The sequence below is a fragment of the Oscillibacter sp. GMB15532 genome, assembly GCF_041020825.1.
In the GTDB taxonomy this organism is placed as follows: Bacteria; Bacillota; Clostridia; order Oscillospirales; family Oscillospiraceae; genus Oscillibacter.
In genome coordinates this window covers 92,623-118,968 of the sequence record NZ_JBEVTO010000007.1, presented here as the reverse complement: position 1 = coordinate 118,968, position 26,346 = coordinate 92,623, and the positions used below count along the sequence as shown (strand labels likewise).

The 26,346-nt window shown below is 45.2% G+C and carries 24 protein-coding genes; 4 read left to right on the top strand and 20 right to left on the bottom strand.

Annotated features, from left to right (window positions below; translation table 11 throughout):
• Positions 1 to 176: 176 nt before the first annotated feature.
• Together ABVS15_RS09820 and ABVS15_RS09815 are read right to left on the bottom strand one after the other, a co-directional pair.
• A complete protein-coding gene (locus ABVS15_RS09820) occupies positions 177 to 479 on the bottom strand; it encodes a DUF2087 domain-containing protein (RefSeq protein ID WP_369283554.1) in 303 nt (100 codons plus the stop codon).
• Positions 463 to 822: a GIY-YIG nuclease family protein gene (locus tag ABVS15_RS09815; RefSeq protein WP_369283553.1), complete on the bottom strand. Its 360-nt coding sequence runs from the start codon at positions 820 to 822 to the stop codon at positions 463 to 465. The genes ABVS15_RS09820 and ABVS15_RS09815 overlap by 17 nt, the downstream gene beginning before the upstream one ends.
• Before the next feature lie 750 nt (positions 823 to 1,572).
• Between ABVS15_RS09815 and ABVS15_RS09810 the strand changes: the two genes are divergently transcribed.
• The 3 genes from ABVS15_RS09810 (at position 1,573) to ABVS15_RS09800 (ending at position 5,056) form a co-directional block, all read left to right on the top strand.
• Positions 1,573 to 2,736, top strand: coding sequence for a tyrosine-type recombinase/integrase (locus ABVS15_RS09810; RefSeq protein WP_369283552.1), 1,164 nt, complete (start codon positions 1,573 to 1,575; stop codon positions 2,734 to 2,736).
• Between the two features lie 207 nt (positions 2,737 to 2,943).
• Positions 2,944 to 3,141, top strand: a complete 198-nt coding sequence (locus tag ABVS15_RS09805) for a hypothetical protein (protein ID WP_369283551.1) — start codon at positions 2,944 to 2,946, stop codon at positions 3,139 to 3,141.
• Between the two features lie 82 nt (positions 3,142 to 3,223).
• Positions 3,224 to 5,056 (top strand): methyl-accepting chemotaxis protein, encoded by a 1,833-nt coding sequence (locus ABVS15_RS09800; protein ID WP_369283550.1) that lies wholly within the window; start codon positions 3,224 to 3,226, stop codon positions 5,054 to 5,056.
• Positions 5,057 to 5,212: 156 nt separating this feature from the next.
• On the opposite strand, the gene ABVS15_RS09795 is transcribed toward ABVS15_RS09800, so the two are convergent.
• Both ABVS15_RS09795 and ABVS15_RS09790 read right to left on the bottom strand, forming a co-directional pair.
• Positions 5,213 to 5,962 (bottom strand): SIMPL domain-containing protein, encoded by a 750-nt coding sequence (locus ABVS15_RS09795; protein WP_369283549.1) that lies wholly within the window; start codon positions 5,960 to 5,962, stop codon positions 5,213 to 5,215.
• Positions 5,963 to 6,154: 192 nt separating this feature from the next.
• The gene (locus ABVS15_RS09790; protein ID WP_369283628.1) at positions 6,155 to 7,240 is read right to left on the bottom strand and encodes a sodium:solute symporter; all 1,086 of its coding nucleotides are present in this window, start codon (positions 7,238 to 7,240) and stop codon (positions 6,155 to 6,157) included.
• A gap of 441 nt (positions 7,241 to 7,681) precedes the next feature.
• On the opposite strand from ABVS15_RS09790, the gene ABVS15_RS09785 reads away from it, so the two are divergent.
• Positions 7,682 to 8,011, top strand: a complete 330-nt coding sequence (locus ABVS15_RS09785; protein WP_369283548.1) for a helix-turn-helix domain-containing protein — start codon at positions 7,682 to 7,684, stop codon at positions 8,009 to 8,011.
• Between the two features lie 1,113 nt (positions 8,012 to 9,124).
• On the opposite strand, the gene ABVS15_RS09780 is transcribed toward ABVS15_RS09785, so the two are convergent.
• From ABVS15_RS09780 to ABVS15_RS09705, 16 genes are all read right to left on the bottom strand, one after another.
• The gene (locus ABVS15_RS09780) at positions 9,125 to 9,376 is read right to left on the bottom strand and encodes a hypothetical protein (protein ID WP_369283547.1); all 252 of its coding nucleotides are present in this window, start codon (positions 9,374 to 9,376) and stop codon (positions 9,125 to 9,127) included.
• Entirely contained in the window at positions 9,373 to 10,437 is a 1,065-nt protein-coding gene (rfbB, locus tag ABVS15_RS09775; protein ID WP_369283546.1) for a dTDP-glucose 4,6-dehydratase, read from the bottom strand. The genes ABVS15_RS09780 and rfbB overlap by 4 nt, the downstream gene beginning before the upstream one ends.
• A complete protein-coding gene (gene rfbA, locus ABVS15_RS09770; RefSeq protein ID WP_369283545.1) occupies positions 10,437 to 11,315 on the bottom strand; it encodes a glucose-1-phosphate thymidylyltransferase RfbA in 879 nt (292 codons plus the stop codon). The genes rfbB and rfbA overlap by 1 nt, the downstream gene beginning before the upstream one ends.
• The gene (locus ABVS15_RS09765) at positions 11,312 to 11,698 is read right to left on the bottom strand and encodes a GtrA family protein (RefSeq protein ID WP_369283544.1); all 387 of its coding nucleotides are present in this window, start codon (positions 11,696 to 11,698) and stop codon (positions 11,312 to 11,314) included. Before ABVS15_RS09765 ends, rfbA begins: the two co-directional genes overlap by 4 nt.
• A gap of 11 nt (positions 11,699 to 11,709) precedes the next feature.
• Positions 11,710 to 12,891 (bottom strand): UDP-galactopyranose mutase, encoded by a 1,182-nt coding sequence (gene glf / locus ABVS15_RS09760; protein WP_369283543.1) that lies wholly within the window; start codon positions 12,889 to 12,891, stop codon positions 11,710 to 11,712.
• A gap of 4 nt (positions 12,892 to 12,895) precedes the next feature.
• Positions 12,896 to 13,825 carry an NAD-dependent epimerase/dehydratase family protein gene (locus ABVS15_RS09755; protein ID WP_369283542.1) on the bottom strand — a complete coding sequence of 310 codons (930 nt, stop codon included), beginning with the start codon at positions 13,823 to 13,825 and terminating at the stop codon, positions 12,896 to 12,898.
• A complete protein-coding gene (rfbC, locus tag ABVS15_RS09750) occupies positions 13,825 to 14,385 on the bottom strand; it encodes a dTDP-4-dehydrorhamnose 3,5-epimerase (protein ID WP_369283541.1) in 561 nt (186 codons plus the stop codon). The genes ABVS15_RS09755 and rfbC overlap by 1 nt, the downstream gene beginning before the upstream one ends.
• A gap of 53 nt (positions 14,386 to 14,438) precedes the next feature.
• Positions 14,439 to 15,380, bottom strand: coding sequence for a glycosyltransferase family 2 protein (locus ABVS15_RS09745; RefSeq protein ID WP_369283540.1), 942 nt, complete (start codon positions 15,378 to 15,380; stop codon positions 14,439 to 14,441).
• 25 nt (positions 15,381 to 15,405) lie between these two features.
• A complete protein-coding gene (locus tag ABVS15_RS09740; protein WP_369283539.1) occupies positions 15,406 to 16,374 on the bottom strand; it encodes a Gfo/Idh/MocA family protein in 969 nt (322 codons plus the stop codon).
• Positions 16,375 to 16,378: 4 nt separating this feature from the next.
• A complete protein-coding gene (locus tag ABVS15_RS09735; RefSeq protein WP_369283538.1) occupies positions 16,379 to 17,773 on the bottom strand; it encodes an NDP-hexose 2,3-dehydratase family protein in 1,395 nt (464 codons plus the stop codon).
• A 34-nt stretch (positions 17,774 to 17,807) separates the two neighbouring features.
• Positions 17,808 to 19,439 carry a glucosyltransferase domain-containing protein gene (locus tag ABVS15_RS09730; protein WP_369283537.1) on the bottom strand — a complete coding sequence of 544 codons (1,632 nt, stop codon included), beginning with the start codon at positions 19,437 to 19,439 and terminating at the stop codon, positions 17,808 to 17,810.
• 19 nt (positions 19,440 to 19,458) lie between these two features.
• Positions 19,459 to 20,046 carry an HAD-IB family phosphatase gene (locus ABVS15_RS09725; RefSeq protein WP_369283536.1) on the bottom strand — a complete coding sequence of 196 codons (588 nt, stop codon included), beginning with the start codon at positions 20,044 to 20,046 and terminating at the stop codon, positions 19,459 to 19,461.
• A gap of 23 nt (positions 20,047 to 20,069) precedes the next feature.
• Complete coding sequence (locus tag ABVS15_RS09720; RefSeq protein WP_369283535.1) at positions 20,070 to 20,930, bottom strand: UbiA prenyltransferase family protein; 861 nt, start codon at positions 20,928 to 20,930, stop codon at positions 20,070 to 20,072.
• Positions 20,931 to 21,001: 71 nt separating this feature from the next.
• The gene (locus tag ABVS15_RS09715; protein WP_369283534.1) at positions 21,002 to 23,149 is read right to left on the bottom strand and encodes a glycosyltransferase family 39 protein; all 2,148 of its coding nucleotides are present in this window, start codon (positions 23,147 to 23,149) and stop codon (positions 21,002 to 21,004) included.
• A 195-nt stretch (positions 23,150 to 23,344) separates the two neighbouring features.
• On the bottom strand, positions 23,345 to 24,877 hold the full coding sequence (locus tag ABVS15_RS09710) for a glucosyltransferase domain-containing protein (RefSeq protein ID WP_369283533.1): 1,533 nt from the start codon (positions 24,875 to 24,877) through the stop codon (positions 23,345 to 23,347).
• A gap of 19 nt (positions 24,878 to 24,896) precedes the next feature.
• Positions 24,897 to 25,931, bottom strand: coding sequence for an acyltransferase family protein (locus ABVS15_RS09705; RefSeq protein ID WP_369283532.1), 1,035 nt, complete (start codon positions 25,929 to 25,931; stop codon positions 24,897 to 24,899).
• Between the last annotated feature and the right edge of the window lie 415 nt (positions 25,932 to 26,346).

Sequence of the window (26,346 nt, the reverse complement as noted above, 5' to 3'; positions counted from 1 at the left end):
TTACAATATTGTTAAAAAGGGCGTGACGCTGCAGCGTCCGCCCTTTTCTCATGCCCTTTCAGGAGGTATATGGTTATAGAAGTGATTCGCAGCCTCACTCGGACGCCCAGCCGCCCACAACGTAGGAATCCTCCGCCGAATTCTGCGCCGTCATATGAAATCCAATGGAATAAAATTCACGAGTCATGCTCAAGCTCCGTTTCTTGCCCGGCGGTCTGTGCTCTCCAGTAGCGGGACCCATCCTGTTCACGACACAAAAGGCCGTGGTCGACGAGTTCTCGCCGAATGAGAAAGTAATCCCCGAAGGTGTGCCACAGGTCGCAGATACCGTTGACTTCCTGTTCCGAATACGTACGGCCAAGTTCAAATTTATCTGCGAGATATTCCAACAGGGCGTGTCTCACTTTCTGTTTTTGCGGCAGCTGCTTGACTTTTCCGGAATCATCAAGAAACTGCTTGATTTTAATGATCTGTTCCATGTAAGACGCCTTCCTGCCGCTGCCGTTCCAGCCATGTTTTGTGGAGAGAGCGAATATCCTCCGAAAATTCACGGTCCGTTTGCGTCTCTTTCTTGTTCAATACTTCAAGAACGTCAAATGAAAACGACTGTAATCCATATTTCATCCACTCTGTTCGCATGGCCGGTTCCGGACAAGAATTGGTCGAAACGGAAAATGCGAACTTGTTCTGCTGGCCCGCCAGGTTCGTTGTGGATTTCACCCAAGCGCGTCCGTTCCCGTTACACTGGATGCGGTAGATACCGCCGACGGCCGCTTTTTCTTTATAGGCGTTTTTCAGTTCCTTCCGTTTCACAAAATCCATTTGCGATACCCCTTCTTCTTTCCCCGATGCCTTTATAAGGCGTGTAAACCGTGCCTGCTCTCCTGCAATCATCAGACATAGTGTAAGCGATTACCGATGAATAATCAATCAACGCTCCGTAGAGTAGGCTTGCAAATTCTGTCACTCAATTTTTCTTTCGAGTGTTATGACATACATAAGGACCGAAACCCCGCTAAATACAGGACAAGCAAAAGACCGTCGACTTTTGTCGACGGTCCTCTTGACGTTCGGAGCGGCAGAATTGAATTCTGGGCCTTTTGGACTTGGCTGCGGCTGTTTTCTGCGCGTGAGGTCGCCTGATTTCTTGGTTCCTCCATAGAGCGAACAATGCAGCCTCAAGCTATCATGTGTATTACAACGCAGCGCCGACAGGTTGACGGCCTCTCTCCACTCCCCCAGCTTATTATGGAGAAATTCTTCCGCCACTTTTACGGGCCGGTAAACGTTTTTGTAGAGTGCACTCACGCTGTTTAAATTTCCATAAATTAGGACCTTAAAAATACAAAAATTGGCCGTAGTTTGTCAAAGACTGCGGAGGCTTTTTATCACCAATTATCTTATTTATCGACATATTCTGAGTATAAAATAACCCCGTTTGGTCTGTAAAATAAAAAAACCGGTGGGGAAGGGCAAATATCCGATATACTCATATGAAAATGCAGAGCTTTTTCTGTGTTTGGCGATCTAATCGCCGTCAAAATTCAAGTCATTCACGAGAGGAGCAGCAACATGCCAAGAAGAGGAGAAAATGTTTATAAACGCAAAGACGGGCGTTGGGAGGGGCGTATCCTCAAGCCGGACGGGAAATACCGTTATGTCTATGCTAAAACGTACAAAGAAGTTAAGGATAAGCAAAAAAATTACAAGGAACACATAAGACCTCGGGAAATGAAACAACCCGGACCAGTTGAGTGTGCGGCAGAACTATTTGAGCATTGGCTGTATGGAGATATTACCAATCACGTAAAAGCATCAACCTTCGGAAATTACTTTTCCTGCGTACAGCACTATGTAATTCCCTTTTTTGAAAAGCCCGGAAACGAGTGCCTTACGGAGCTTTCAGCTGCACAATTCACCGCGTCTATCAATCATTATTCTACGCTTTCCGAATCCTACAAGAGAAAAATACTAATTGTTTTTAAGACGGCGCTAAAAGAGATTGTAAAGGGCTGGCCCACATATTCAGTCATCATGGAAGCTGTCAAGCTGCCAAAGACGGAAAACACGGAGGTGCAGGTATTCTCCATAAATGAACAGCGGCTAATCGAAACTGCGATTTCTCATTCTGAGGACATCCGAACGTTTGGAATTCTTCTGACATTTTATACCGGGATACGCCTTGGAGAGCTTTGCGCCTTGAAATGGAGTGATTTTGATTATGAAGCCGGAACAATGTCTGTTACAAAAACGGTAACTCGCGTAAAAAACATGCAGGGTGGCAAATGCAAAACGAAGCTTCTTGTTGGCACGCCGAAAAGTCAGAGATCCATGAGAAAAATTCCTCTGCCTGCATTTCTCCTGGACATGCATAAAAAGTACAGCGATCAATGCACCGGAGAAAACTGCCATTTGATCTCCGGTACAAGCACTCCGACAGACCCCAGAGCTTATCAGAAGCTATATAAAAAGATTTTAAAGGACGCTTGCGTAAAGGATCGGAAATTTCACGCGATCCGTCACACCTTCGCCACAAGAGCATTGGAGCTTGGCGTTGACATTAAAACACTCAGCGAAATTTTGGGACATGCCAGCGTCTCAATTACCCTGAACATTTACGCCCATTCTCTCATGGAACAGAAGAAAATTGCAATGGACAAGTTCAACGAACTGCACATCACGCATATGGCAATTCCTTCAATCGCCGTCAAAGCTTCAGTCGTAAATATCAGATAATCCAGCAATAGCAATGTGCTTGCGTTGTGATTCCGCAGTCTTTGACAAACTACGGCCAGTGAATCTATTCCCATACAATAATATAGTGCCCTGAATTAGGCGCACCTTATTCAGGGTCGTGCGAGCAAGTTTTTACAGGTGCTAAGCGTATTTCAAAAAAAGTTTAAGGAAGTGAGATAATGGCCAGCCTTTTAAAGAGAAATTTGGATGACGGCGAAGACTCCAAAGAAGACGGTTTTTGATATTTCCGCTGGGCGGAAATATCAGAAACCGAACTTAAGTTCCGGGACCGGCGGCGGGTATGTTGAAAACATGGATAAGCCGCGCGGAATGAAGATACTGCTGCGCGACTGGGTGAGGCTGCTAAACACGGAAGACATCGGCACTGTCTCGGTCTGCCCCTGAGGCGAGGCTAAAATGTGCAAATAAAAGTATCACGGCACAGTAGATTGACACGATGCCGTGAATAATTGAAGGAGTCAGGACAATGAAGAAGTGGTTTGAGGATTTAAAAATATCTAAAAAACTAATTATAGGGTTTCTCTTTATATCGGTTTTGGGAATCGTAGTCGGCGCTGTCGGCATTGTCAACATGCTGCGAATGAGCAAAAACCAACAGACCACCTATGACAATCAAACCATGGGAATTGTTTACAGCACTGGCGCGGAGAGCAGCTTTAAGGAGATCAGAGTTGCGGTTCGCAACCTTTATATTTACTACGATACGAGTCGCGATCAATACTATCAGGAAATAGTAACTCAAATGGACGCGGTTCAGGTTCAAATGGAAAAATACAGCAAAACAGTTACGAGCAGTGAAGGGCAGCAGCTATATGATTCAACCATGACGGCGTATGAAGCCTACACGGATACAGTTGATAATGTAATAAAAGATGCCAAAGCGGGAAAAGCAAAAGAAGATATACTGTCTCTGATCAATGAAGCGGTACCTGAGGCGCAAAATGCGGCTGAAAGCTTTGAATTACTTACGCAAAGGAAAGAAGCCAACGCGCAAGAGAATCTTGCGAGTAATAAAGCTGCGGCGTCAATCGCAATGGTAATTATGATTGCTGTAATTGTCGTATCCTTTGTCATTTCCCTGCTTCTGGGCACTTACACATCCGCTATTATCAGCAAGCCGCTTCAAATGATTGGAATGGTTTCTGAGTATATCGCTGTTGGGGATGTAGATATATACGGTTTAATAACAGAGGAAGACACACAAGTGAAAAAGCGCAAAGACGAGATCGGTAAGGTCGCGCTCGCCTTTAATAAGCTCATTGAAGGAACGGTAAAACTCAGCCGTGAACTGGAAATCGTGGCGACGGGAGACTTATCTTTGGCAGTAACGGTTCGTTCTGAAAAAGACATCATGGGAAAAGCGCTTTCGGAGCTTGTGGAAAAATTCCACAGCCTTGCAGCTTCCATCGTTACATCCGCAGACCAAGTGGATTCCGGCGCAGGGCTCGTGGCAGACTCCAGCACATCGCTCTCTCAGGGGGCAACCGAACAGGCAAGCTCTGTTGAGGAATTGTCGGCGTCCATGGAAGAAATTACTTCGCAGACAACTCAAACAGCACAGAACGCGCAAAAAACAAATGAATTGGCAGGAAATATCCAAAAAGACGCGGATGCCGGCAATGCCCAGATGGCGGAGATGCTCCGTGCCATGAATGAAATTAACGCATCCTCTGAAAACATCAGTAAGATTATCAAGGTGATTGAAAATATTGCCTTCCAAACAAATATTCTTGCACTCAACGCCGCTGTGGAAGCAGCAAGGGCCGGCCAGTACGGAAAGGGGTTCGCGGTTGTTGCCGAGGAGGTCAGAAGTCTGGCTGCACAGTCCTCCAAGGCGGCCAAGGAAACCACCGAATTGATTGAAAATTCCATAAATAAGGTCGCAGCCGGAACCATCATCGCAAATGAAACTGCCGATGCGCTGAGCAAGATCGTGGTAGGAGTCTCGCAAGCGGGCGAGCTTGTGGATGCCATTGCCACGGCCTCCCATGAGCAGGCGGCGGCACTTGAACAGATCAATCAGGGGATCACGGAGATTTCCCAGGTTGTTCAGAATAACGCGGCATCCGCCGAAGAAGGCGCCGCCGCAAGCGAGGAGCTTTCTGCACAGGCTGACAACCTGAAGAACTATGTCAGCGTATTCAAGCTGAGCTCCGGGAGCCGTCTACCCAAGAGCGAGACGGTTTCCGAAACACCGGAAGAATTTTCTTTAGACGAGCAGCAGGGAGACTTTAAAAAAGTGCGGGTCGTATCCGGGCGGGCAGTTTCCATGGCGGCCAGTGGCACTGGAAAATACTGATTAAACGGAAACGCCAGTGCATCCCTTCTGAATCAATGGAATAAATTATAAGAATCCGAACCCGCCTCAACAGAGACAGGTTCGGATTCTCATTTTATGCAAGGTCAATTGAACAAAGGATGCTTTTTCACGGGGCGCAGAAGCTGGTTTCCCTATTTATCGCAGCGCGTAATGGAGCCGGACGGAGATAAACATGGTTTTTTCCCGGGACCAGGTGTTAAACGCGCCGCCCGCAACGTAGGAATCCTCCGCCGAATTCTGCGCGGTAATCTGGAAGGTTCCAAGGTCGGCGCTGAGCAACTTGCCTACTTTGCCGCCGGATTGTTCCGCCATGATGTCCACGCGGGCTTTGGCGTCCGCGGTGGCGGCATCGATCAGCTCCAGCTTCAGCTCGCCCAGCTTGGTATAGTAATACTCCGGGGACTCCGAATAGAAGTTCACGCCGGAGCCAATCAGCTCCGTAATGTCCCGGGAAATCACCTCAATGCCCTCCACATCCGCGGACTGAATGGTGAGCCGCTGGCTGAGGGAATAGCCTTTCAGCTCCGAGCCGACATAATTGCCATAATCATTGTAAATCTCCCGGTAGTCGGGTTCGATGGTGACAGACGAAAATACAATGCTCTCCTCCGGAACGTTGTGGGACAGCAGATAGTCCCGAACCACGCCCGCATCGTGCTGGATGGACGCATACGCCTCCGTGGTGGACTGCCCGTAGGCGGAAAAGCTACCGCGCCACACAATTAAATCGGATGTAAAATCTCTCGTGGCCGATCCGGTGGCGCTGATGCCGCCGGAGGCGTTTTGTTTGTAATCCACAAGGCTGCCGACGGCCAGACTCACCGCGATAATCAGGCTGACGCCCGCAATTAATACGGCAAGAACGCGGCTGCGCATCCACATCATAAAATCACCCTGCCTTTTTTTATTTGCTTCATCATAGCACGAAGAGGGACGCATGGCAAGATGGGCCTGCGGTATTTTCCGGGAGAGTTTTAAACAAGCAAAAAATTCGGGAAGCACATCCGCAGGATTTCTCCTGAACAGAATGTGCTTCCCAAATTTATTTCATTGGATGTTTAAGTTATTGAATTTGAGTTAGTCGTCTTTTTCCGGCGTAAGTTCAGCGCTTTCCACCTTTGGCGGCATCAGGATAGAGAAGATGATAAAGCAGATAAACGCAGCCACCAGACCCGGAATCATGGGCTGGCTGAACTTAATTCCAAACAAAACGCCCTTGGAGATGTGCTCCAGATAGACCACCACCAGCGTACCGGCCACCAAAGAGGCAATGGTGCCGCGGGTGGACGCCTTTTTCCAGTAATGCCCCATCACGTAGGGGAAGAACGATCCGGCGGCCCGCAGGGCGAAGCAGAACATAAGAATGGACACGATGCTGCTGGTATTGAACAGCGCAATGAACATGGAGGCCACACCCACAAGGCACATCACAATTTTGGTGACCCGCATCACCTGCGTACTGGTTGCGTCAGGCTTCAAAACCGCTTTATAGATGTCGTTTGCGAAGATTGAGCCTGCGCCCAGCAAGTCGGAGTCGGAGCTGGACATGGTTGCCGAGATAATGCCGGAAAAAAGCAATCCGCAGATCAGCGCGGGCATTGTCCGCATGGCCAGCACGGGCAGGGTGTATCTGGCGCCGACCGACTCAAACTGGGCAGCGTCAAATTTGCCCATGTTAATCAAAGCAAGAGTGATAATCCCCAAAATGGTGGGGATAAACGCGTAGATAAAGTTAATAAGCGCAGCCAGCCAGGCGCCTGCTTTGGCTGTCCTTTCGTTCTTGGCCGCGTAGAAGCGGGAAACCGCTTCCTGCCCCACGGAAAAGGTTGCGGTATACATGACTACCAGCGAAATGATGCCAAACAAATCATAGCCCTGAAAAAGATCCAATGTGCCTGCCGGGATGTTGGCGATCACATTTGCCCAGCCGCCTGCATCCTTCAGCGCAAACGGAATGGCAATAATCATACCAAGTACGATTAGAAACACCTGCACAAAGTCTGTCAGTGTAACACTCCAAAGACCGCCCATGATGGAGTAAATTGTCACGACCACGGCCACGATGATGACCGCAACCTGATAGTTAATGCTCAGCATGGTGGAGAGAATGACTGCCGAGGCAATAAACTGTCCGGCGGTTAGTCCGATCAGCGGCAAAAGCATAATCACGGATGTGATAATACCGCAGGACTTTCCATATCTCCTGCGGAAGATTCAGGCACGGTTTTTTACGGTTGCGGCCCGGAACTTCGGTGCCACAAAGCTTAGAATGGCAAACGCCGGACTCATGGCAATGATGTACCACGCGGCGCTCATACCATAGCCTGACATTCCATTTTGCACAACACAAGGGAACTTCCGGGGCCGATCTCCGTCGCAGCCAGGGTGCCCGCCATCAAAAAAGGCCCTAGACGCCAGTCATGATGTTTGCCCAATCCTATGTGGCTTCTACGTTGCACATGTATCTGTGCCTGATTGTGAAATCTTCCTGATATCTATACCGGAAATTTACATTCAAAATTTTGCCCTCAAGTAATCGCCACTTATGAAAGTAAGTAAATCATACTTAATTTAAATTTGATATAATGTTCATATTCAATTAAAATGAACGGAGGAAAAATTGTGAGATGCTTTTCCTGCAAGAAGCGCACTGATAACTATAGTGCCGATAAGATAATATGTGCCGCTTGTCGAGAAGTTTTGAAGGTGGATCTGGTCAAAAGGGTGTTAGACCTTGAGCCTGTTTACCTGTCGGAGAGTAACCGAAATAAAAACGGGCGAAAGCCGAAGCTGACAGCAACACAGAGAAATGACATATTTCACGAATACAGGAGGGGGCACGTTTCAATGAATCAGCTTGCCGAAAAGTATGGGGTATCCAAGACCACGATTTATAACACGGTTTGTAATGAAGCCCAAAATCAACCGGGATAATCAAAACTTTATTACAAAGAGGGTGAGGAGATTTCCTCGCCCTCTTTCCCATCATGGAACGCTGTAAGCTTGGCCTTCTCTATCGCTGCCCGGTTTTAGGTTTTGGGATATCTAGCCTTCTCCACCATTCCTGCTGGACGTGTGGACCGTGTTGTGTCTGTGATCTAAGAAGGAGGTGGACTTGTCCTCTCTTCAGTAAAAACTTGTCGTTCTGTACACGGTCAGTTTCGTCATAGGTGATGGGCATGTTCACTAACTGCTCCGATAACTATTAGCAGAGTCAGTTGCAAATCTTATCGCCGGAGTATAATTAACCGAAAACGCCGGTAAAATTTACTTACTCAAAAATAACGGCTACCATTGGCGTAAAAAAACACCATGGAGGTAGGCTGGATACTAAGGAGTGAAACAATTCTCATGATACAGGAGTACAGGGCTGGAAAAGCGTCTACGCCATCGGCAAGGAACTCGGAATATCCAAGAACACCGCCCAAAAATGCATAGAGCGGAGGAAAAACTCGTCGCCGAAAACAGATCACTTCTTCAAGCTGGACGCGCACAAATTTTTGGTATAACAAGTGTAAGGAAAAGAATTAAAACGGATCAAAAGACTTGCACCCATTATACCAAAATTCAACAAAATTCCTTGCGTTGCAACACATTCTGGTTTATTCAGTAGACATTGTTTATAAACCGGTAGTCTATTGAGCGATGTCCGCTCTCTCTATTTTGTGGTTACAACTATAGTTGCGCTGGTCATAAAATTGTTGCCCATGCCCGGCCAATACTTTTATTGTTTTATGGGTTCTAAATGTTTCTTATTGTTCTCGTTTTTGGGCCGTTATCGCACAAATTTCGCGTAAATAATTTCAGTCGTTTCAGAAAATTTCTCTGCGCTGGTAAACAAAATGGAAACAAAAAGATTAAAGTATCCAACGGCGGAATAAAGCCTATGCCATATGCGTCAACTGCGCACCAAAAATTTATAAGGATGAAGATTATCAGGCATTGAAAGCCAACGATGAGGCAGCTTTAAAGCAATACATCGATATGGAAGCAGGTTTAGGAGAATTGGAACACTGCTTGACGCATCCCAACGCTAAGTGACTCAAATTATAAAATGTGAATAATACCAGTTGTCACAGCAGTCATAATTGCCGCTGCAATATAGACTCCCAATAAAATAGATGGAATGGCGTTTTTTAGCCGCATATCCAAGATCGTTGCCATCAGTGCCAGCGGATAATCCAGCCCCTGCGCAATTCCATAGGGTAGTCCGCCGTGCAGTTCGATAATGGGAGTAATGGAGATGAGAAAGGTACATAGAAATTTTCCTGCCGCTGTGGATGCAAAACTTAAAATCATAGAGTGGTTTTCGCTCTTTCGTACATTTCACAGTAGTAATTCTGGTAGTTCCCAGTCGTAATGTGCTCCATCCAGTCATTATGCTCCAAATACCACTGGATGGTCTTGGCAATGCCCTTTTCGAAGGTATAGGCAGGCTGCCAGCCCAGCTCGCTGGTAATTTTTGTGTTGTCTATGGCGTACCTGCGGTCATGGCCGGGGCGATCTTGCACATAGGAAATCAAGTCCTCGGATTTCTCCAAGGTCTGAATAATCAGCTTCACAATTTCGATGTTTGCCTTTTCATTGTTGCCGCCCACGTTGTAGACCTCACCAATTTTCCCTTTATGTAACACCGTATCAATGGCGCTGCAATGGTCTGCAACATGTAGCCAGTCCCGAATCTGCATGCCGTCGCCGTAAACAGGCAGCGCCTTGTCGCAGTTGCAGTTGTTGATCATTAGCGGAATCAGCTTTTCAGGAAACTGATAGGGGCCGTAGTTATTGGAGCAGCGGGTAATATTCACTGGCAGTCCAAAGGTCTCGTGGTAGGCGCGGACAAACAAATCCGCACTGGTTTTAGAAGCGGAATAGGGGCTGTTTGGTGAAAGAGGTGTTTTTTCAGTAAACATTCCTGTCTTGCCAAGTGCGCCGTACACCTCGTCGGTAGAGACCTGCAAGTATCTGATACCCTCACAATAGTCTCGACAATGCTTGTTATCTGGCTCCTTACTCCAATGCCGCTTTGCCGCCTCTAATAGTACCTGCGTGCCGCGGACGTTGGTGTTTAGGAACATCTCTGGATGGGTAATGCTGCGATCCACATGGCTCTCGGCGGCAAAGTTTACCACCGTGTCAAAATTATGCTCGGCAAACAGCTTGGACACCAAGGCTTCATCGCAGATGTCGCCCTTTACGAAAATGTGGTTGGGGTTGCCCTCCAAGCCGCTAAGGTTTTCCATATTTCCGGCGTAAGTAAGGGCATCCAGATTGACCAGCTTGTAGTCGTGGTGAGTGAGCATATAGTGAATAAAGTTGCTTCCGATAAAACCAGCGCCACCCGTCACTAAAATAGTTTTCATTATTTTTCCTCCGAGATTCGCAGCATATATTGACCGTAGTCAGTTTTCAGCATAGGCTCTGCCAGTTTTTGTAAATGCTCCTTCGTGATGAAGCCCTTGCGAAAAGCGATCTCTTCAATACAAGAAACATACATGCCTGTACGTTTTTGGACAATAGACACGAAGTCGGCAGCCTCCAGTAGGTTTTCGTGGGTTCCGGTATCCAACCACGCCATACCACGCCCAAACAGTTGCACTTTCAGCTGATTTCTGCGAAGGTATTCATTGTTGACGGCGGTGATCTCCAGTTCCCCACGGGCAGAGGGCGTGATCTGCTTGGCAATCTCCACCACGGAGTTGTCGTAGAAATAAAGCCCGGGAACAGCAAAGTCCGACTTGGGGTGCTCCGGCTTTTCCTCTAAAGACAGGACATTCCAGTCCTTATCAAACTCCACCACGCCGAAGGACTTGGGGTTTGCAACCTGATAGCCGAAAATGACTGCGCCGTTGCTGTTATGTATTTGGGCACGTGCTTGGTGGAGCATTTCGGAAAAGCCCCGTGCGTAAAAGATATTGTCACCCAGCACTAGTGCCACATGATCTTGTCCGATAAATTCTTCACCGATGAGGAATGCTTCGGCAAGGCCGTTGGGGTGTTCTTGAAGGGCATAGCTAAACTGCAAACCGTAGTCCGAGCCGTCTCCCAGAAGCTCTTGGTAGAAAGGTAAATCCCGAGGGGTTGAAATGATCAAAATCTCCTGAATGCCTGCCAACATCAGAGTGGACAGTGGATAATAAATCATAGGCTTGTCGTAAATTGGCAAGATTTGCTTAGAAACTGCCTTGGTAATGGGATAAAGCCTTGTTCCGCTCCCACCTGCTAAGATAATCCCCTTCATTTCTCTTCCCTCGAATTTCTATTGTTATAGATAAAAAACTTGCTGAAAATATAGTTGAGAACAATGACAATAGCATTGATCAGACATTTTGCTAGCAATCTATTGCAGTCCATTGATAGCAGCAACCACATTCCACCATTGTCAATAAATATGGTCCCAATTCTCATGCCCCAGAACTGGAGGAAATTTTTTTTTGTAAATTTGTCCCGAAAGACAAATTTCGTGTTGCTCATATAGGCAAACTGCACCGCCAGGAAAAAGGCAAGGGTGTTGGCGGATAAATCTCCCATCACAGAGGAAAAGCCAAGATACAGCGCCGTGTTGACAAGGACCGTCATCACGCCCCAGAAGACATAGCGAAGCAATTCTTCGTATTTTTTCAACAGTGATTTTATCATCCTTGCTTTACTAAATGCGCTTTAACTTGGTCGAAGTAGTCGATAGCGTGCTCAATGCAGATGTCCATATTGTAATACTTGAACTCTGCCAAGCGACCGCAGAGAAATACATTGTGGTATTTCTCCTTTTCTGCAAGGTATTTGCGATACAGGGCATCGCTCTCCGCTGTGTTCACCGGGTAATACCGGATATTACCAATGTCTGCGTCCTTATCAAATTCTAGTGGGTACTCGGTAGCAACCACTGTGCCCTCGGCCTCTGCATCATCAAACATAATCTGACGGTATTCTGTGCTTCTAGTGTAGCCTTTTGCCTGGGGATAAGAGATAATTTCGCAGGGCTGCACCCGCGTTTTACCGGGGTGATAGTCGTACCGGATGTCCAGAGAGCGGTAGGGCAATGCGCCGAAGCGATAGCCGAGTAGCTCGTCGATAGCGCCTGTAAAAATCAAGCACGAAACCGGCGCTCCATCGTAGAGCACGGCCTTGGTGGCCTCGTCCAGCGTAATGTGGGCCATGGCGTCTGTGTTGAGCCGTAGCTCGATGTTGGGGTGGTCTAGCATATGGTCGAAAATTTGGTGAAAGCCGTTAACGGGAAGATACTGAAAATCTTTGTTTAAATATCGCTCGTCATAGTTCATGGCCATGGGCACGCGGTCCAAGACGTATTTGTCAATCTTCTCCGGCTGCAAGCCCCACATTTTGGAGGTATAGGTACGATAGGCCTTTTCAAACAGCAGACTACCGTATTCCCACACCTGCGGGTCCGGGTGGTCTACCAGCTCTAAAATCGGCACACGGTCCCGCCCCGCAAAGCTCGCCCTCATTTTGGCAAGAAGGGACTCCGCCTTTTCCGGGGCCACCAGATCCTGCATGGTTTGAAAGTTGAAGGGCAACTGAACATAGTTTCCATCAATAAAGCTCAGCAGCTTTGTGCAGTGAGAAAACAGCCGGGGGTATTGCATGATGTACTGAATCGTGCTGAAGTGGTTGGTGTTCAGGAAGTGCGGGCCGTATTTTTGTAGCAAAATGCGGTGCTCGTCCACCTCGTCATAGGCATTGCCGCCGATGTGGGAACGGCTTTCCACTACCAGAACCTTGCGCTTGAGCTCCTCCGCAATGCGGCGGGCCAGAATGCTGCCGGAAAAACCACTTCCGATTACAACAATCTCATGCATTGTATCACCTATCTTCTGCTTCTTTGAGCCATGCGGCGGTTTTGAGAATGCTCTCCTTGAAATCCGCGTGGCATTCAAAGCCGGTATCGCGGTAGAGCGCGTCGAGGTCAATCATGGAGTAGTCCAATTCAGGGGCATCTGGATACGCCCCGAAATTCAAATGACTTTTTGGTGCAACTGCATCTCGCATAGCTGTTATAAGCTCCCGAAATGTTTTCAGAGTTCTGTGGCCGACATAGTACGATTTTAAATTATGCCCTTCACTGCCCATTGCAATAAAGGCGTCCACAAGATCGTCAATATAGATTAAATCATATAGATTGTTTCCACTGATTAATTGCGGTATTAAACCGGAATTCAACTGCTTCATAACAACATTTGGCAAACTGTTAGCATAATTTGGGGTACCATAAGGCATTGCAATCAGTCCTGAAATAAAGTCTATTCCAGAGTGAACGGCTATCGTCTTTCCAATAATTTCTGTGGCAATTTTCCCAGCAGAATATATGCAAGTAAAGCGTGGGGCTGTAAATCCATTATTTAAATAACCGAGTGACTCCAGTTCATTTACTGTGCTGGCAAAAATAAATTTCTTTACCTTGAGAGTCGAAGCAAGTTCAACAGAACTACAAGTATATTTCGCATTATCTAACTGTAAACAGTAGTTTCGTAGATTTTCACCACCGAATCCACCTTGGAACGCGAAGTGGAACCACACATCAACGGGTTCATGAATCCTTTCGAGTAGCACCGAATACTGTTCAAAAGTAGTCAGAATACATATAAATTTCGGGTTTTCTAACAAATCTGATACTTTCTCAATTTTTGTGCAGACCCCGTATACCTTAGTTCCTTGACTTAACAGCTTCTTTGCAAGATTTTTTCCTATAAAGCCGCTGACGCCAGTAACAACAGCAGTCTTAATTTCCATCATTAATTTTCTCCCACGGAAAGATTCATATCGCTGTCACACAGGAAGGGCGCGTGCTCGTCATTAGGGGACAGAACGGGGGTTTCTATACCCCAGGAAATGCCGATCTCGGGATCGTTCCAACGAATGGCGCGAACCAGATTCCGGTCATAGTAATCATCAAATTTATAGAGTACCACGGTATTGGGCTGTCTGGTCACATAGGCATGACCATATCCACTCGGAAGATAGAGCTGTTTGCGGTTTTCATAGGAAATCACCTGACTGATCCACTGCTTATAGGTAGGTGAATCCTTGCGCAAATCAACGATAAAATCCAGCACCTCTCCTTGGAGAACGCGGACCAGTTTTGCCTGCGGATGGGGATTGTTTTGAAAGTGAATGCCGCGAACGGTGTTTTCTTTTTCATTGTTGCAGATGTAGTCAACCACAAAGTGTTCATTGATTCCATATTCACGTAAAGTTTTGTGGTTATACGCCTCCGCGCTATAACCCCGGTTGTCCTCAAAATAAGTCGGCACGATTAGTTTTACACCGAGCAGCTCTAAATCTGTTACCTGCATGGGTATTCCTCCCTATTTCTATATTCATAATACCTTGTGTGACACAGAGGTCCTTATTCGCTTTCAAAATTGAGCTTCTCTCCCACCACGACGCGCGGCCGCTGCATACTGCGAGTGTTGATACTTAAAATATACTCACCCAAAATTCCAATAAAGAATAGCTGAACCGCGCCGATGAAGAACACGCCAATTAAAATGGACGCCGTGCCGTACGGATAGGCATTCCAGTTCAACAGCTTGGTAATGAACACAAATATCGCCAGGCAAACGCTGAATACACCCAAAATCGCGCCGATAAATGTGGCAATCCGCATAAGAATTTTTGTATAGGAGGTAATGCCTAGCATCGCCAAGTCATAATTTTTGAAGAAGTTTGACCCGGATTTTCCCCGCAGACTGGCGGCCTGTTCGTATTGAATGACGCTCATATTCATTCCAAATTCGGATACAATCCCTTTTAAATACGGAATGGGATCATCAATTTGACGCATTACATCAATGAACTTCCGGTCATACAGGCCAAAGCCGTTAAAGTGCTGGATCTGCCTGGAATCAGACAGCTTTTCAATAATCTTGTAATACACAGACCGACAGAAATACATGATCGCGCTTTCTTTGCTCGTGGTCTTCTGTCCTACCACCACCTTGTGGCCGGACTCCCACTCCACCACAAACTTCGGCAGCATCTCCGGGGGGTCCTGCAGATCTCCAAAGAGCATGAAGGTGGCGTCCCCATCGCCGTAGGTTAGCGTCTCGAACACATTCCGGGTAAACCCGAAGTTCCGGGCGTTGAACACGCCTTTCACCCGCTTGTCCTCCCCGCAGAGCTTGCGAATCTCGTCCTGGGTGTGATCCGGCGAGCAATCGTCCACAAAAATAATCTCATAGTCGTATTGAGTCAGCTGCTCCCGAAAGACTGCCGTCAGCCGGTCATACATTTGCCGGACGCTCTTTTCCTCCGCCCAGCACGGGATTGTCACACTAATTTTTTTCATTCCCATTCGTTTCTTCTCGTCTCTCTTATCCCCGGCCAAGCGCCACAAGATTCTGCGTCAGAATCGCTTCTCTCTGAATTGTGGCCATTTGCTCCGCCCGGAGAGCCGGTGAGTTAATTGTGCGCGCAAAGCCCCGGATGGAGTTCAAGAAGCTGTCGTCTGCCGGAAGGACAATCTCTTCCGTACCCTGCGTCGTGCGTAGGGTCACTACCGGTGCGAAGCCCGCCGGTGCGGTAAAAATACGGTTTGCCGTCAGGCAGCCGGTACTCCCCCACAGCTCCAGCTCGCACTTATAGCTGTTGTCCATGCCAAAGGAAATCTGCGCCACTTGCCCCGCCTCATTCTCCAAGGTGGCGCTACCGTAGAGATCCACGCCATACCCGGCGGGCTGGTTGAGCCGTGCGGTGGTCACACGGGCAGTATCCCCCAACAGATGTGCCGCAAGCCGCACCGGGTAGCCGCCGCAGTCCAGCAGTGCGCCGCCGCCAAGGGCCTTGTTGTAGCGGAAATCCGTCTCTCGCCGCTTGGGAAAGCCGAACGCCGCCCGAATGAGCCGAAGCTCCCCGATTTTACCGTCCGCCAACAGCTTTTCAATGGCGGGAAGCTGGGAGTGATACACGAACATATAGTTTTCGTGTACAGCCAAACGTTTCTCCTCTGCAAGACTCAAAAGCGCCTTTGTGTCTGCCAAGGAGGTTGTGAACGGCTTTTCTATGAAGATATGCCTCCAATTTTTGAGTGCTTTCTTTCCCCACTCATCATGTAAAGCTGGAGGCAGTGGGATATAGACTGCGTCAATGCTCTCGTCCGTCAGCAATTCCTCGTATGAGCCATAGCCCTTGCCGCCAAAGCACTCCACAAAGGGCTGGGTTCGCTCTATGTTACGAGAAGCCACTCCCACATATTCAAATTCATCGCATTTCGATAGTGCAGGTAGAAAGCGACGAAAAGCTATCTCAGAAGTTCCCAAAATACCTAATTTTATCTGTTTCATAGTCTTAAACCTCCAAAAGGGAGAGCAAATTTCGAAGCTGTATATTTAGGCAGTTATTCACCTGATTGAGGGTGTTGAGCGTGTAGTAGTCCACCCAGAAATAACCATCCGGCAAGTCACCCAATTCCTCTGAATCAATTTCCAAAATACGATTGTAATTTTGCTCGTGGTAAAAGCGACCGCCCTCTTCCGACAAAATGGTATTATATAAAACTTTCTTTCTCTCATTATATTGTCTCAGGAAGATTTTGTCGATATCATTCAGTGCCGTTTCCTCATATCCGGCTTCCAGCTGCACAGTTGGAGCCAATTCTATCTCATCAAAGCAGCCAATTTCCGCAAGCCCTCGCACCAAGAACGTTCTCACGCCCTTTTGCACCGTGGTAAACAGCCCAAACTGTGCCATTCCACACGCCTCAAACAGCGGCTGCGTCCACTCTGTGACCTCTCGCCCCGCAATGGCGATATTGCAGTAAATCACTTGGAAGGAATAGCGGGTTTTGCAGAAAATCCCCTCATCCTTCATATCCCAACCGCTTAAGCTGTGTAGCGGGACCAGCCTTTTCTCGGTATCGGAAAACATTTTTACGTTGTTTATAAAGCGATATAGCTTGGGCAGTGCGCTCTTTTTTGTCTTTTCAAAAATAGAGCGATAGAGGGTATGGTCATGGAAGCAGTCTTCTATTTTAGCTAGTTCGTCCCTGCTAATTTCCTCCGTGGTAAAGGGAATGCAGGAGAGCACTGTCCGGGTGTCCATATTCACAAGATTTTCCTGCTTCATCAGCTTCTTAAGCTGCCCCAAGGTCATCCAACGAAAGTTCGTCAGCAGATCCACCTGCTCGGTTTCGGGCAGAAAGACTATGATATTCCGGTTCCGCTTGCCCAGAAACCGCGAGGACTGCTCAGACTGGATTTGGTCTACCACGACATCATATTGTTCGGCATGGAGGAAATAGTCTAAGTATGCTGGCTTTCTGCCGCCGTGCTTTTGGGTAAAGTTGCTTTTGGTAGCCTGAATGGTGGGAGAAATCTGCACACAATTTACATTACCTGGCTCGATCTTCGCCTGCATCAAAAAGTGCAGGATTCCCCCTCTGATTTGACAGAGAATGCCCAAATAGCCAATCTCTTTTTGCAGCAAAATGGGCTGTTCTGCAATTATTTCTCCCTTTTCAAAAACTTGCATACCCGAAATTTGAAAAAAACTGTTATCTTGATTGCGAATGGTTCCGCTTTTCGCATCATAAAACCACTGTTTGCTCTCGGAGAGCTTGTTTTTTTCAATTTGCACATGGGTATGTTGGTTGCACTCCTGCACCCAGGAGAGAAGGTCTTCCGTTACCGCAACACCCTCTTTGGTGGCCCACGATTTGATCAACTCATAGCACTGTAACTGCACTCTTTCTCACCTGCCTTTTTAGGATTACAATCTGTTAGTTCACCGCCGATTTGTAGATATCGTCATATGCGGCATTTAATTTCACAACAACGATATCATCAATAATTGCAATAGAATCTTTCATTGGAAATAACGGCATAGTTTGATATCTTTCGGAGCCCAAAATATTTTCATAAATTACCGGATCATAAACACAATCAACTTGTAGTCCTATGGTTCGTTCGATGATGCCCTTCCACCCTGTTTGAGCAGTTCCTAAGTTGGACCACATTAAACCCATTGCTCCGATGGATTGATCGACTGTTTCATACAAACTTGCAAAATTTTCTGGATAAAGATCCGGCCTTTCTGTTCCGCAAAATAGAATTTTCATTCCAGGGACATATCCTTCGGTCTCTTCAATATCATCCACAATTCTAATTGCCAAAGATTGCGCTTTATTTTGAGCCATTTCCATGCCTAAAAAAATTGCTGTATCATACTTCCAGAATGCGTTAAACAAGAAAAATGCTGCAAAAATTGCAAGATATTGACACACTACTTCTTTGCTAATCCTTGCAGGCTCGGCTCTTTCAACCCAAAGAGACATAATTCCTATACTTCCAATGATCGGTAGCAAAAAGGGAAATGCAGTAACTACAGACAAATTGCCATCAGCCATCATCACTTCCATAAAATCCAAATAAATTGGAAGAACCATGCACAATAGCAAAGAACAAATTATGATCCCAACGGATTTTTTCTTTTTTGCTTGATGATAGATTAAGGCAACCAAGGCAATAAAGCCCAGAATCAGTATCGCGCAATATGCATACTGAATTCCCCAATCACCATTATCAAAAAAAGTTGGGGAAGCATAAAAGCGCAAAGTTGTTCGATAAGTTTTGGGAATATGGGTAAACAGGGAGAATTGATCTGCTCCTGAATATTCTGTTAATGCCAACGCAATGCCAAGATATTTACTGAGAGACAGTAAAATAGCAAAATACATACTAAATCCCGAAATGCCCATAATCAGCATTCGTCCGGCCATGGTCAATGCAATGCGAACAGAACCGTTGTCAGATAAAAGCAAGCGAATGAGCTGTAATACGCATAACGACATTGCAACCACAATTGACATTTGATAATACCCCATTCCAATACAAAGGGCAATCGCACTAATGAATATGGGGATTTTTCCTTTATGCTGCATCAAAATATACACCGAAACAATACCAAGTAACGATGCCATTGTATAAGAAATGATATAGTTATAAAGATTCATGCCGCTCGCCGTGGAGGGAAAGGTGGCAATCAATAATCCAATCAACAGACCGCCCAAGGGTTTCCGAATGGAAAACATCTTGCAGAGCAGAACGCTGATTATGCCCAGCAGTATAAATGCAAGTGCAAAAATATAATAGGATAATGTGAGTGAATTTCTCATAAACACATCCACAGGCAACATCCAGCGACCAAGCTGAAAATCCCATTGCCATGTAGATATTACATCAGAAATCATACCATCGGGGCCTTGAAGCCGTTGACTATACACCGGAAAGTTAACAATAGCCGCCATGAGAATTGTAGAAATAAAGGCAGTCCAGCTGGTTACTGATATCTTTTTGATGCCCCTCGCAAATAAATCTTCGGCATTACCGATTGTAAGTTTTTGATTCATCATTTATTATCCAACCTCCATATTAAACCGGACTCTTACCTGTTTCAGATGAAATATCCCATTTTTCAATCTGATTGCCTTTGATCAAAAATGCTTTCCTTGCCAGCTGCGCTAAGGGCAAATCCGATTTGGAGTCAGAATAAAATGCATCTATCTCAGTAGTTCCAAATTGTTCTCGAAAGCGACGTACCTTTTCTTCTCCACGACAATTTACTCCTTGAAACTTTCCTGTGTACAAATCCACATCTGAAGCAATCACACGGGAAACGCCCTCCACCCTACAAAACCTTTCAATGAGAAACAAAGGTGATGCAGAAATCACTACATCGTCTTCCCTTTTTTGCAAGCAATACCAGTGCTTGATTTTCCTCTGATTTTTCTGACAGAAAGCTTCCAGCAGTGAATCTACACCCCTTAAGTATTGTAAGAATGAAAAAAAATACGCTTTATATGCTGTCTTTTCAATCTTGCCAAGGAAATACAGCCCTGCTCCAAATATCTGCCTTGGAAATGCTTTCACAATCGCAGGCTGGCGCTTCATACAATAGAAAAACCAGTCCAGTGTAGAATCTCCATCATAAATGGTTTTATCAAAATCATAGACATTCATTTAGTTTTCTCCCTGTAAGACCTTTAAAAAGGAAGGCTTTCACTTACATAGATCAGCGCGAAGGCAATTGCACCCAAAAGAAAAACCAGTCCAAGCAGAACATAATCTTTTAAGATAATAGTCGTGGGATCGCCCTCAGCGGCTTTTTCCACATTCATGCAATACCGTAGCATAATCAACATTACCAATGGAAAGAGCACCATATAACCACTGCCTTTCTCCTCACACCAGAGGGCGAAAAAGGCCAAGGATAAGGTCATACTGCTATACATTGCTCTGTCTAAAAAATCTACACTATAGGCTTCCAAAGCAGCTCGGGTCTTCGCCCCTGTTTGTCGACTTTCATTGCGTCGTTTGCCAAACGCCAAGAAAAAGGAACCTGCAATCACAACAAGTGAGAGCCAGTTAGAAATCTCAACCTTACAGGTAACTGACCCCATCAACAGTCTCAAATAAAATCCGGAAACCAAAAGCGCCACATCCAAAAGCGCCACATTCTTGCCGCCGAAAACGCTGTAAATTAGATTGATAAACAAATAGAGCAACAAGATGCCCACAGGCAACTTTCCGTCTCTGCAAGTCAACACCACAAGGGCAATGCTAACCACCATCAGAAAAAAGGAAAAGAACACTGCCTCATTATTGCCAATCGCTCCTGATGCAATGGGGCGATGTTTCTTTTTCGGATGTAATCGGTCTTTTTCAGCATCATTCAAATCATTCAAGACGTAAATAGCCGACGACATCAGACAGAAGGATAAAAACGCTAAACACGCGGTCGTTAAAGTCTGCATTTCAAATATGCTTCCCGCAAAAAATGCAGGGACAAAAATCAATCCGTTTTTTATGTAATGTTTTATCCGCATTTCTTTTATGTATTTCAAGGTATCGTTCCTTCCTAGCTATGGCACTTTTTACTGCCACATTGACTAGAACAGCAAAATATGCAATATATTTACTCCGCTCTGACTGATGTCGTATTTTTATTATAAATACGCAAATGAAGATCTGGTCGATCTTCCACCAGAATATAATCTCGCTCTAGGACTTCATTGAGCCAAGGAGCCACACCCACAAGGCTTGTATTCACATAAACCCGATGATAGTTTTGCAGCTGTTCCTCTGTGATTGTATATTGAGAGAATATCTCATTGACTCGATCACGCTTTCCTTGCTGAGTAATAAAATATTCTTCCCAAGCTTCCGTAAATGGTTGAGACAAGGTACAAATAACCACTGTATCCTTATTATATATATCATTTGCCTGTGTATTTAGATACTCTCCGCCCTCGCGGTAGGGGTAGTAGGACCAGAGGCTGGACTGCAATTGTATGCAAGTTGTCGCCATATAGAGAAACAATAGAACCCCTGCGGTTCCTTCTACCCTTCGTCTTTCCGGATTCTGTGCAAGAATGATTTTGAGAAAATCATTGAGTGCCAGAGCCATTAGTATAACAATAAATACTACAAGGAATATAAAATAGCGATTCTCCCACATAGTAGAGCTTTGATTGATATATCGGCCATACAGAAAAATAACAGTGATTGGAAATAGTATCACAGTACCTAAGAAACCGTAATCAAAGGGTTTGTACACTGTCTCCTCTCCGCCTTTCACAGTGAAAGCGATGGGGGCAATGGCAAAAGACAGAATCAAAAATGCCCACGCAATCGGAGAATCTCCGATGAGAAAGCCAAGCAACCCCTTTATATGTTCAATACCCGGAACCGGATACCAGCCCGCAATGGACTGTGTTGATGTATGAGAGAGGGTTTTTACATAAATAAGAATAAGCCAAGAAAGGCTGACTCCACCGGAAATCAAATATGCCACTATTGCCTTCAAAGGCAACTTCCGTTTGATATATAAGAATACATCCGGAAAGAAAAAGCCTACGACAGCAAGCATACCAAAATAGTGGCTCATTGCAAGACAGGTCATGGAAATCCCTAACAAAATGTGAAATTTCCATGGATTGGGATTGTTATTTCGGCAAAGATACAAGTAGAAAGATAGTGCCGTAAAGAGAACTACAAAGCAATACGAACGTAGTTCATTGGCTTGATTCATCCATACCGTAGAGGAGAATCCAATTAAAATAACCGCTATTGTGCCGCAAAACCGTCCACGCAGCCGTTCTCCAATTAATCCTACAACATAGATTGACAAAACAGAGGGGAGAATGGAAACCAAAAGCAGCCATCTTTGGCCATAGGGCGCAATGTGATACCATGCCCACGCAAAAAAATCGTATAATGGTGGTGAGATTATTACCATATTCAAAAAGTTATCCACCATAGTTCCAAAACTTCCACTGTAAAAAGAAATCATTCCGACTTCGTCAGACCAAAACGATTGCTTGTCCGCAAAATAAACCATCAAAATAAAGATGAGCAGACAAATACCGCCATAGAGTAATTTGCCCCCATGCTGACAAAGATAGTTTAATCTATTTACTTCAGACATTTTAGAAAAATGGCTGGAAATTACGATAGAAAGTATTATTCCCAAAAACTGAACCAAGACAAATGCCACAAGATGCAGTATTTCATTTCGAAGCAATGCAGAAGTTTCACTACGTCCAATTTCAACCGACATAATGGTGGGGCCTTCTCCATAGGTATCAATTTCCCATTGATTTTCACCAGCAGAAAGTAGCACCTTTCCGCAGTAGCTATCGCTTAAAAGCTGGATGCTACGGGACCAGCCCACAGGAACTTCTAATGTAATGGAAGCTGTGCTGCCACCAGGCTGACGTGGATCACTGGCCGGACGCCACATATATTGACTTCCCACCCAGAACCATTTCCCCTCTGTGGGCGCACTTATCTCCACATTCTCTTCATCAATGGTATAGCCTTGCAAAATCACTTCTTGCCCTTGGGAAGATGCAGAGTGTCGCCCCAGTGCAGTCAGTTTGATTTCGTCGGATAGTGGGGGGACAGCCAGATAAGCAAGTTGTGCGCAAAAAGTAGTTCCCAAGAGGGCAATCACAACCCAACGCTTAGCAATAAACCGATTTCTTCTATAGGCTCCATAGAGAACGATAAGAGAGAACAGGACCAAGACAACACGCCCGGTGACACCCATGAGAATTATCATCAATTCACATCCTTTTCACTGCATTAGAAATTAGGGAACCTCTGATGAAATCCCCATGCACATCTTGACGGCTGATTTTCCGTCCAGACTGCGTTAAAAACCCTTGAAATACGTCAGTATTCCTGCGGATTTTTGCCTTGCCAGGCAAAAATTCCGCCTGCCAAATCTGTAAATGTTAATTTAATCAGAGGTTCCTTAGAGATTTGAAAAATGCACCACCAGAACACCGTCAACCACAGCAATAGAACCTTCCTGCGGATAGATAGGCATTGCCTGTATTTCGGCTTTTTCTTTCAATTGCATGCTCTCTTCAAATGTTGCAAAAGTACCGGAAAAACCCACTTGATTCATAAAAAAGCCTGGGCGAAGCCAGTCGTGATAAATAGGAAAATTCAAAAACTGCTCTGCGCTTGTCATTCCGGCCAAAGTTGAATTAAAATAAACTATATCAAGCTGCCGTATAGACGAATCCTCATTATATCCAACCAACGCAATGGGCATTTCTGCAGAATATTCTTCTACATGTTTAATTTCAGTTACTACATCTTTCCAATACTCAATCGCTGCATTTTGCCGTTTTTCCTGAGAAGTATAGGCTTGATTAGCAAGAAGTGTATTCGATAACAATAATAGAAGTGACAGTACAACAACACTTGCCCCACATAACGCACGAATGAGAGAACGGGAAACCGATTCACGCTCTTTCACCGGCACGAAAATCAGCAGAGAGAGAATTAAAAATATATTGCCATACAGCATTAAACTGTGCACAAACTCCGCCCCGTAAAAGTAAACCAAATTGCTGGAAATAGGAAAAAGAAGGGCAATGAGCCCACAGCATAATGCGCAAATTTTCTTTTTCTTTTGAATCAGGTCAATGACAAGGTAAATAGCACCTGCAGCCCAGACAACTCCAAAGGAGACATCCAATAATTTACAAATAGCCGCATTCCAAATGGCGCTATTTGCAGTAAAAAATGACAGGTATGACTTGGAAATTCCATTGAAAATGGTTTCAATATTCATGATACCCATACCATCTAGGCCTTGATAGGTCGCCATAGGGATATGGGTAATACTACAAATGAGATTCGTGACTCCCAGATATCCAAGCATGGCAGTCAGCAGTAAGCTTAAATAATAAAATCCTTTTTTTGCAATATTTCGGAAACTGGGAAGTTCCGTATAAATATATATTGCCAAATTCAAAAGGAGACACGTTGCTGTCAACTCAAAATAGGCTTGGTATGCACCCATGGCTAAAATTCCGCAGAGAAGAAAACCAATGATACCTCCTATTCCGGGAAGCTTTTTCAACAGATACACGGCTAATACAGAAAGGAGAATGCCCAGGGAGTAAACTGGGATGAGCTGGCAATATAAAAACAATGTTGTATTTGCAACACAAGTAACCCATGCACCACCAATCAGCGCAGCTCGTATTGGGCTTTTTACCTGAAAAATATATATCAACAATGTAGCAGTTAAGGCCATGAGAATAATATTCGTCATTCCATTAAACCATGGTGTGTTAATCAGGTCTGCCTTCAACCAAAGTGTCCACATCCAGCGACCGAGAGCGACTCCATCCCCACTTCCGCGGATTACCGGCATACTGTCATGGTTAATAATTGTGTTTGTCAGGATATAGCCATGGGCAAATAGTCCACAGAAAAACGTGGAGGTACACGCAGAGATATAGGCGGTTAATTGTTCTTTCTTTTGCATGATGATGCTCCTTTTGTAATTAGCTGACCTTCGTCCCATATTTTACCGCTTTTATCCCATGTTTTATCTTGATATACACCACACAAATTACAATGGTAAGACCGAGAATAACACAATAGCTTCCCAGCGATGTTTGGAAAATACTCCATGGATAATTTTTCGAAAAAAGGCTAATGGCGTAAATCGAAAGAAAATGTACGTAGTAAACATCGCTTGACAGCGTTCTCATTGCAGCTGTATTGATGCTAGGAAGTTTCAAATCTCTCAAAAAAAGAAATAGCACTGGAATCAATAAGAGATGTGCGAAATAGTACTCGTGATTGACCGTTGTTGGGAGATTTCCCTTCACCAGAATGGTTTCACACAGCAAAAAGAAACCACAACAGATTAGGACAAGAATACGATCTCGCTGCAAGCGCAACCATATCGGCTCTGGATATTTTGCTATAGTATATCCGCAACCTACAAAGTAAAATCCACAGAATAGGAAATTGCTATTAGACTGAAACGTGTTGGCAAGCCACTGCCTGAAAAATTCGATATCGCTCCCTGTAAATAACCAGTTATAGGTATTGAAAAAGAGTCCAATCACATAAAGTCCCGCAAAAATGCCTGTAATCAGCGGAAGTTTTTTCTCATTTTTAATATGCAAGAGAATAACCACACACCAGATAAGGCAGCCTACAAACCACATAACAGTTGCACTTTTTCCGATTAAAGTTCTCCAAATACCATCTAACAGTGCATAGTGGCTGTAACATTTGTAGTGAATCAGTCCGTAGGGCACATAGAATGCATTCCAGAGAAGATATAGGGGAACGAGCTTATAAATATACTTTTTAAGTACCTGCACCTTGTTTTCAACGGTTGTTTTCCTTCCCAGAAAATAGCCACTACTTAAAAAGAAGAAAGGGACACCTAAGCGAAACACTATGTCATGCAAGTAAAAGCCCCAGCCTTTTTCCAAAAATAGTCCTGTGTGCAGACCAACGACCCCAAATGCAAAAAAAAGTTTGGCCATATCAATTGCGCCATATTTTATTTCAGTTCTCATGTGCTTTTGTTCTCCTTGACAAATGAAGTACAACCATAAAAATCAAAACAAATACAACAGCTGCAACATAGGTCGCACTTTTTGTCAGGTTCTTATACTGCGAAAATACGGGAAGTTCGTAGGCAACTCCAAGTGGAGCGTCTTCTTCCGCAGACAAATTAAAAATTGTGGTATTTTTGCCAATTATAATCTTTACACTTCCTTCATCGGGTCCCACATTGAATGTCAAGCTGCGATTCATTTTACTCGGCAAACGAACGTGCAGAGGTTTTTGAGAATCCTCTACAACAAAAACATCCTGTACCTCATCGTAAAGCCAGCCGTCGCTAGAAATCACTGTATATCCAGGACCATACCATTGACCATCCACACTGGCCCCACGATAGGTCACATTCTCACTCATTGACTGCGCGTA

Excerpts from the sequence above, each read along its gene's own strand:
- ABVS15_RS09820 (WP_369283554.1), bottom strand. The coding sequence starts at position 479 with ATGGAACAGATCATTAAAATCAAGCAGTTTCTTGATGATTCCGGAAAA.
- ABVS15_RS09815 (WP_369283553.1), bottom strand. The coding sequence starts at position 822 with ATGGATTTTGTGAAACGGAAGGAACTGAAAAACGCCTATAAAGAAAAA.
- ABVS15_RS09810 (WP_369283552.1), top strand. The coding sequence starts at position 1,573 with ATGCCAAGAAGAGGAGAAAATGTTTATAAACGCAAAGACGGGCGTTGG.
- ABVS15_RS09805 (WP_369283551.1), top strand. The coding sequence starts at position 2,944 with ATGACGGCGAAGACTCCAAAGAAGACGGTTTTTGATATTTCCGCTGGG.
- ABVS15_RS09800 (WP_369283550.1), top strand. The coding sequence starts at position 3,224 with ATGAAGAAGTGGTTTGAGGATTTAAAAATATCTAAAAAACTAATTATA.
- ABVS15_RS09795 (WP_369283549.1), bottom strand. The coding sequence starts at position 5,962 with ATGATGTGGATGCGCAGCCGCGTTCTTGCCGTATTAATTGCGGGCGTC.
- ABVS15_RS09790 (WP_369283628.1), bottom strand. The coding sequence starts at position 7,240 with ATGCTTTTGCCGCTGATCGGACTAACCGCCGGACAGTTTATTGCCTCG.
- ABVS15_RS09785 (WP_369283548.1), top strand. The coding sequence starts at position 7,682 with ATGAACGGAGGAAAAATTGTGAGATGCTTTTCCTGCAAGAAGCGCACT.
- ABVS15_RS09780 (WP_369283547.1), bottom strand. The coding sequence starts at position 9,376 with ATGATTTTAAGTTTTGCATCCACAGCGGCAGGAAAATTTCTATGTACC.
- rfbB (WP_369283546.1), bottom strand. The coding sequence starts at position 10,437 with ATGAAAACTATTTTAGTGACGGGTGGCGCTGGTTTTATCGGAAGCAAC.
- rfbA (WP_369283545.1), bottom strand. The coding sequence starts at position 11,315 with ATGAAGGGGATTATCTTAGCAGGTGGGAGCGGAACAAGGCTTTATCCC.
- glf (WP_369283543.1), bottom strand. The coding sequence starts at position 12,891 with ATGCATGAGATTGTTGTAATCGGAAGTGGTTTTTCCGGCAGCATTCTG.
- ABVS15_RS09755 (WP_369283542.1), bottom strand. The coding sequence starts at position 13,825 with ATGATGGAAATTAAGACTGCTGTTGTTACTGGCGTCAGCGGCTTTATA.
- rfbC (WP_369283541.1), bottom strand. The coding sequence starts at position 14,385 with ATGCAGGTAACAGATTTAGAGCTGCTCGGTGTAAAACTAATCGTGCCG.
- ABVS15_RS09745 (WP_369283540.1), bottom strand. The coding sequence starts at position 15,380 with ATGAAAAAAATTAGTGTGACAATCCCGTGCTGGGCGGAGGAAAAGAGC.
- ABVS15_RS09740 (WP_369283539.1), bottom strand. The coding sequence starts at position 16,374 with ATGAAACAGATAAAATTAGGTATTTTGGGAACTTCTGAGATAGCTTTT.
- ABVS15_RS09730 (WP_369283537.1), bottom strand. The coding sequence starts at position 19,439 with ATGATGAATCAAAAACTTACAATCGGTAATGCCGAAGATTTATTTGCG.
- ABVS15_RS09725 (WP_369283536.1), bottom strand. The coding sequence starts at position 20,046 with ATGAATGTCTATGATTTTGATAAAACCATTTATGATGGAGATTCTACA.
- ABVS15_RS09715 (WP_369283534.1), bottom strand. The coding sequence starts at position 23,149 with ATGATAATTCTCATGGGTGTCACCGGGCGTGTTGTCTTGGTCCTGTTC.
- ABVS15_RS09710 (WP_369283533.1), bottom strand. The coding sequence starts at position 24,877 with ATGCAAAAGAAAGAACAATTAACCGCCTATATCTCTGCGTGTACCTCC.
- ABVS15_RS09705 (WP_369283532.1), bottom strand. The coding sequence starts at position 25,931 with ATGAGAACTGAAATAAAATATGGCGCAATTGATATGGCCAAACTTTTT.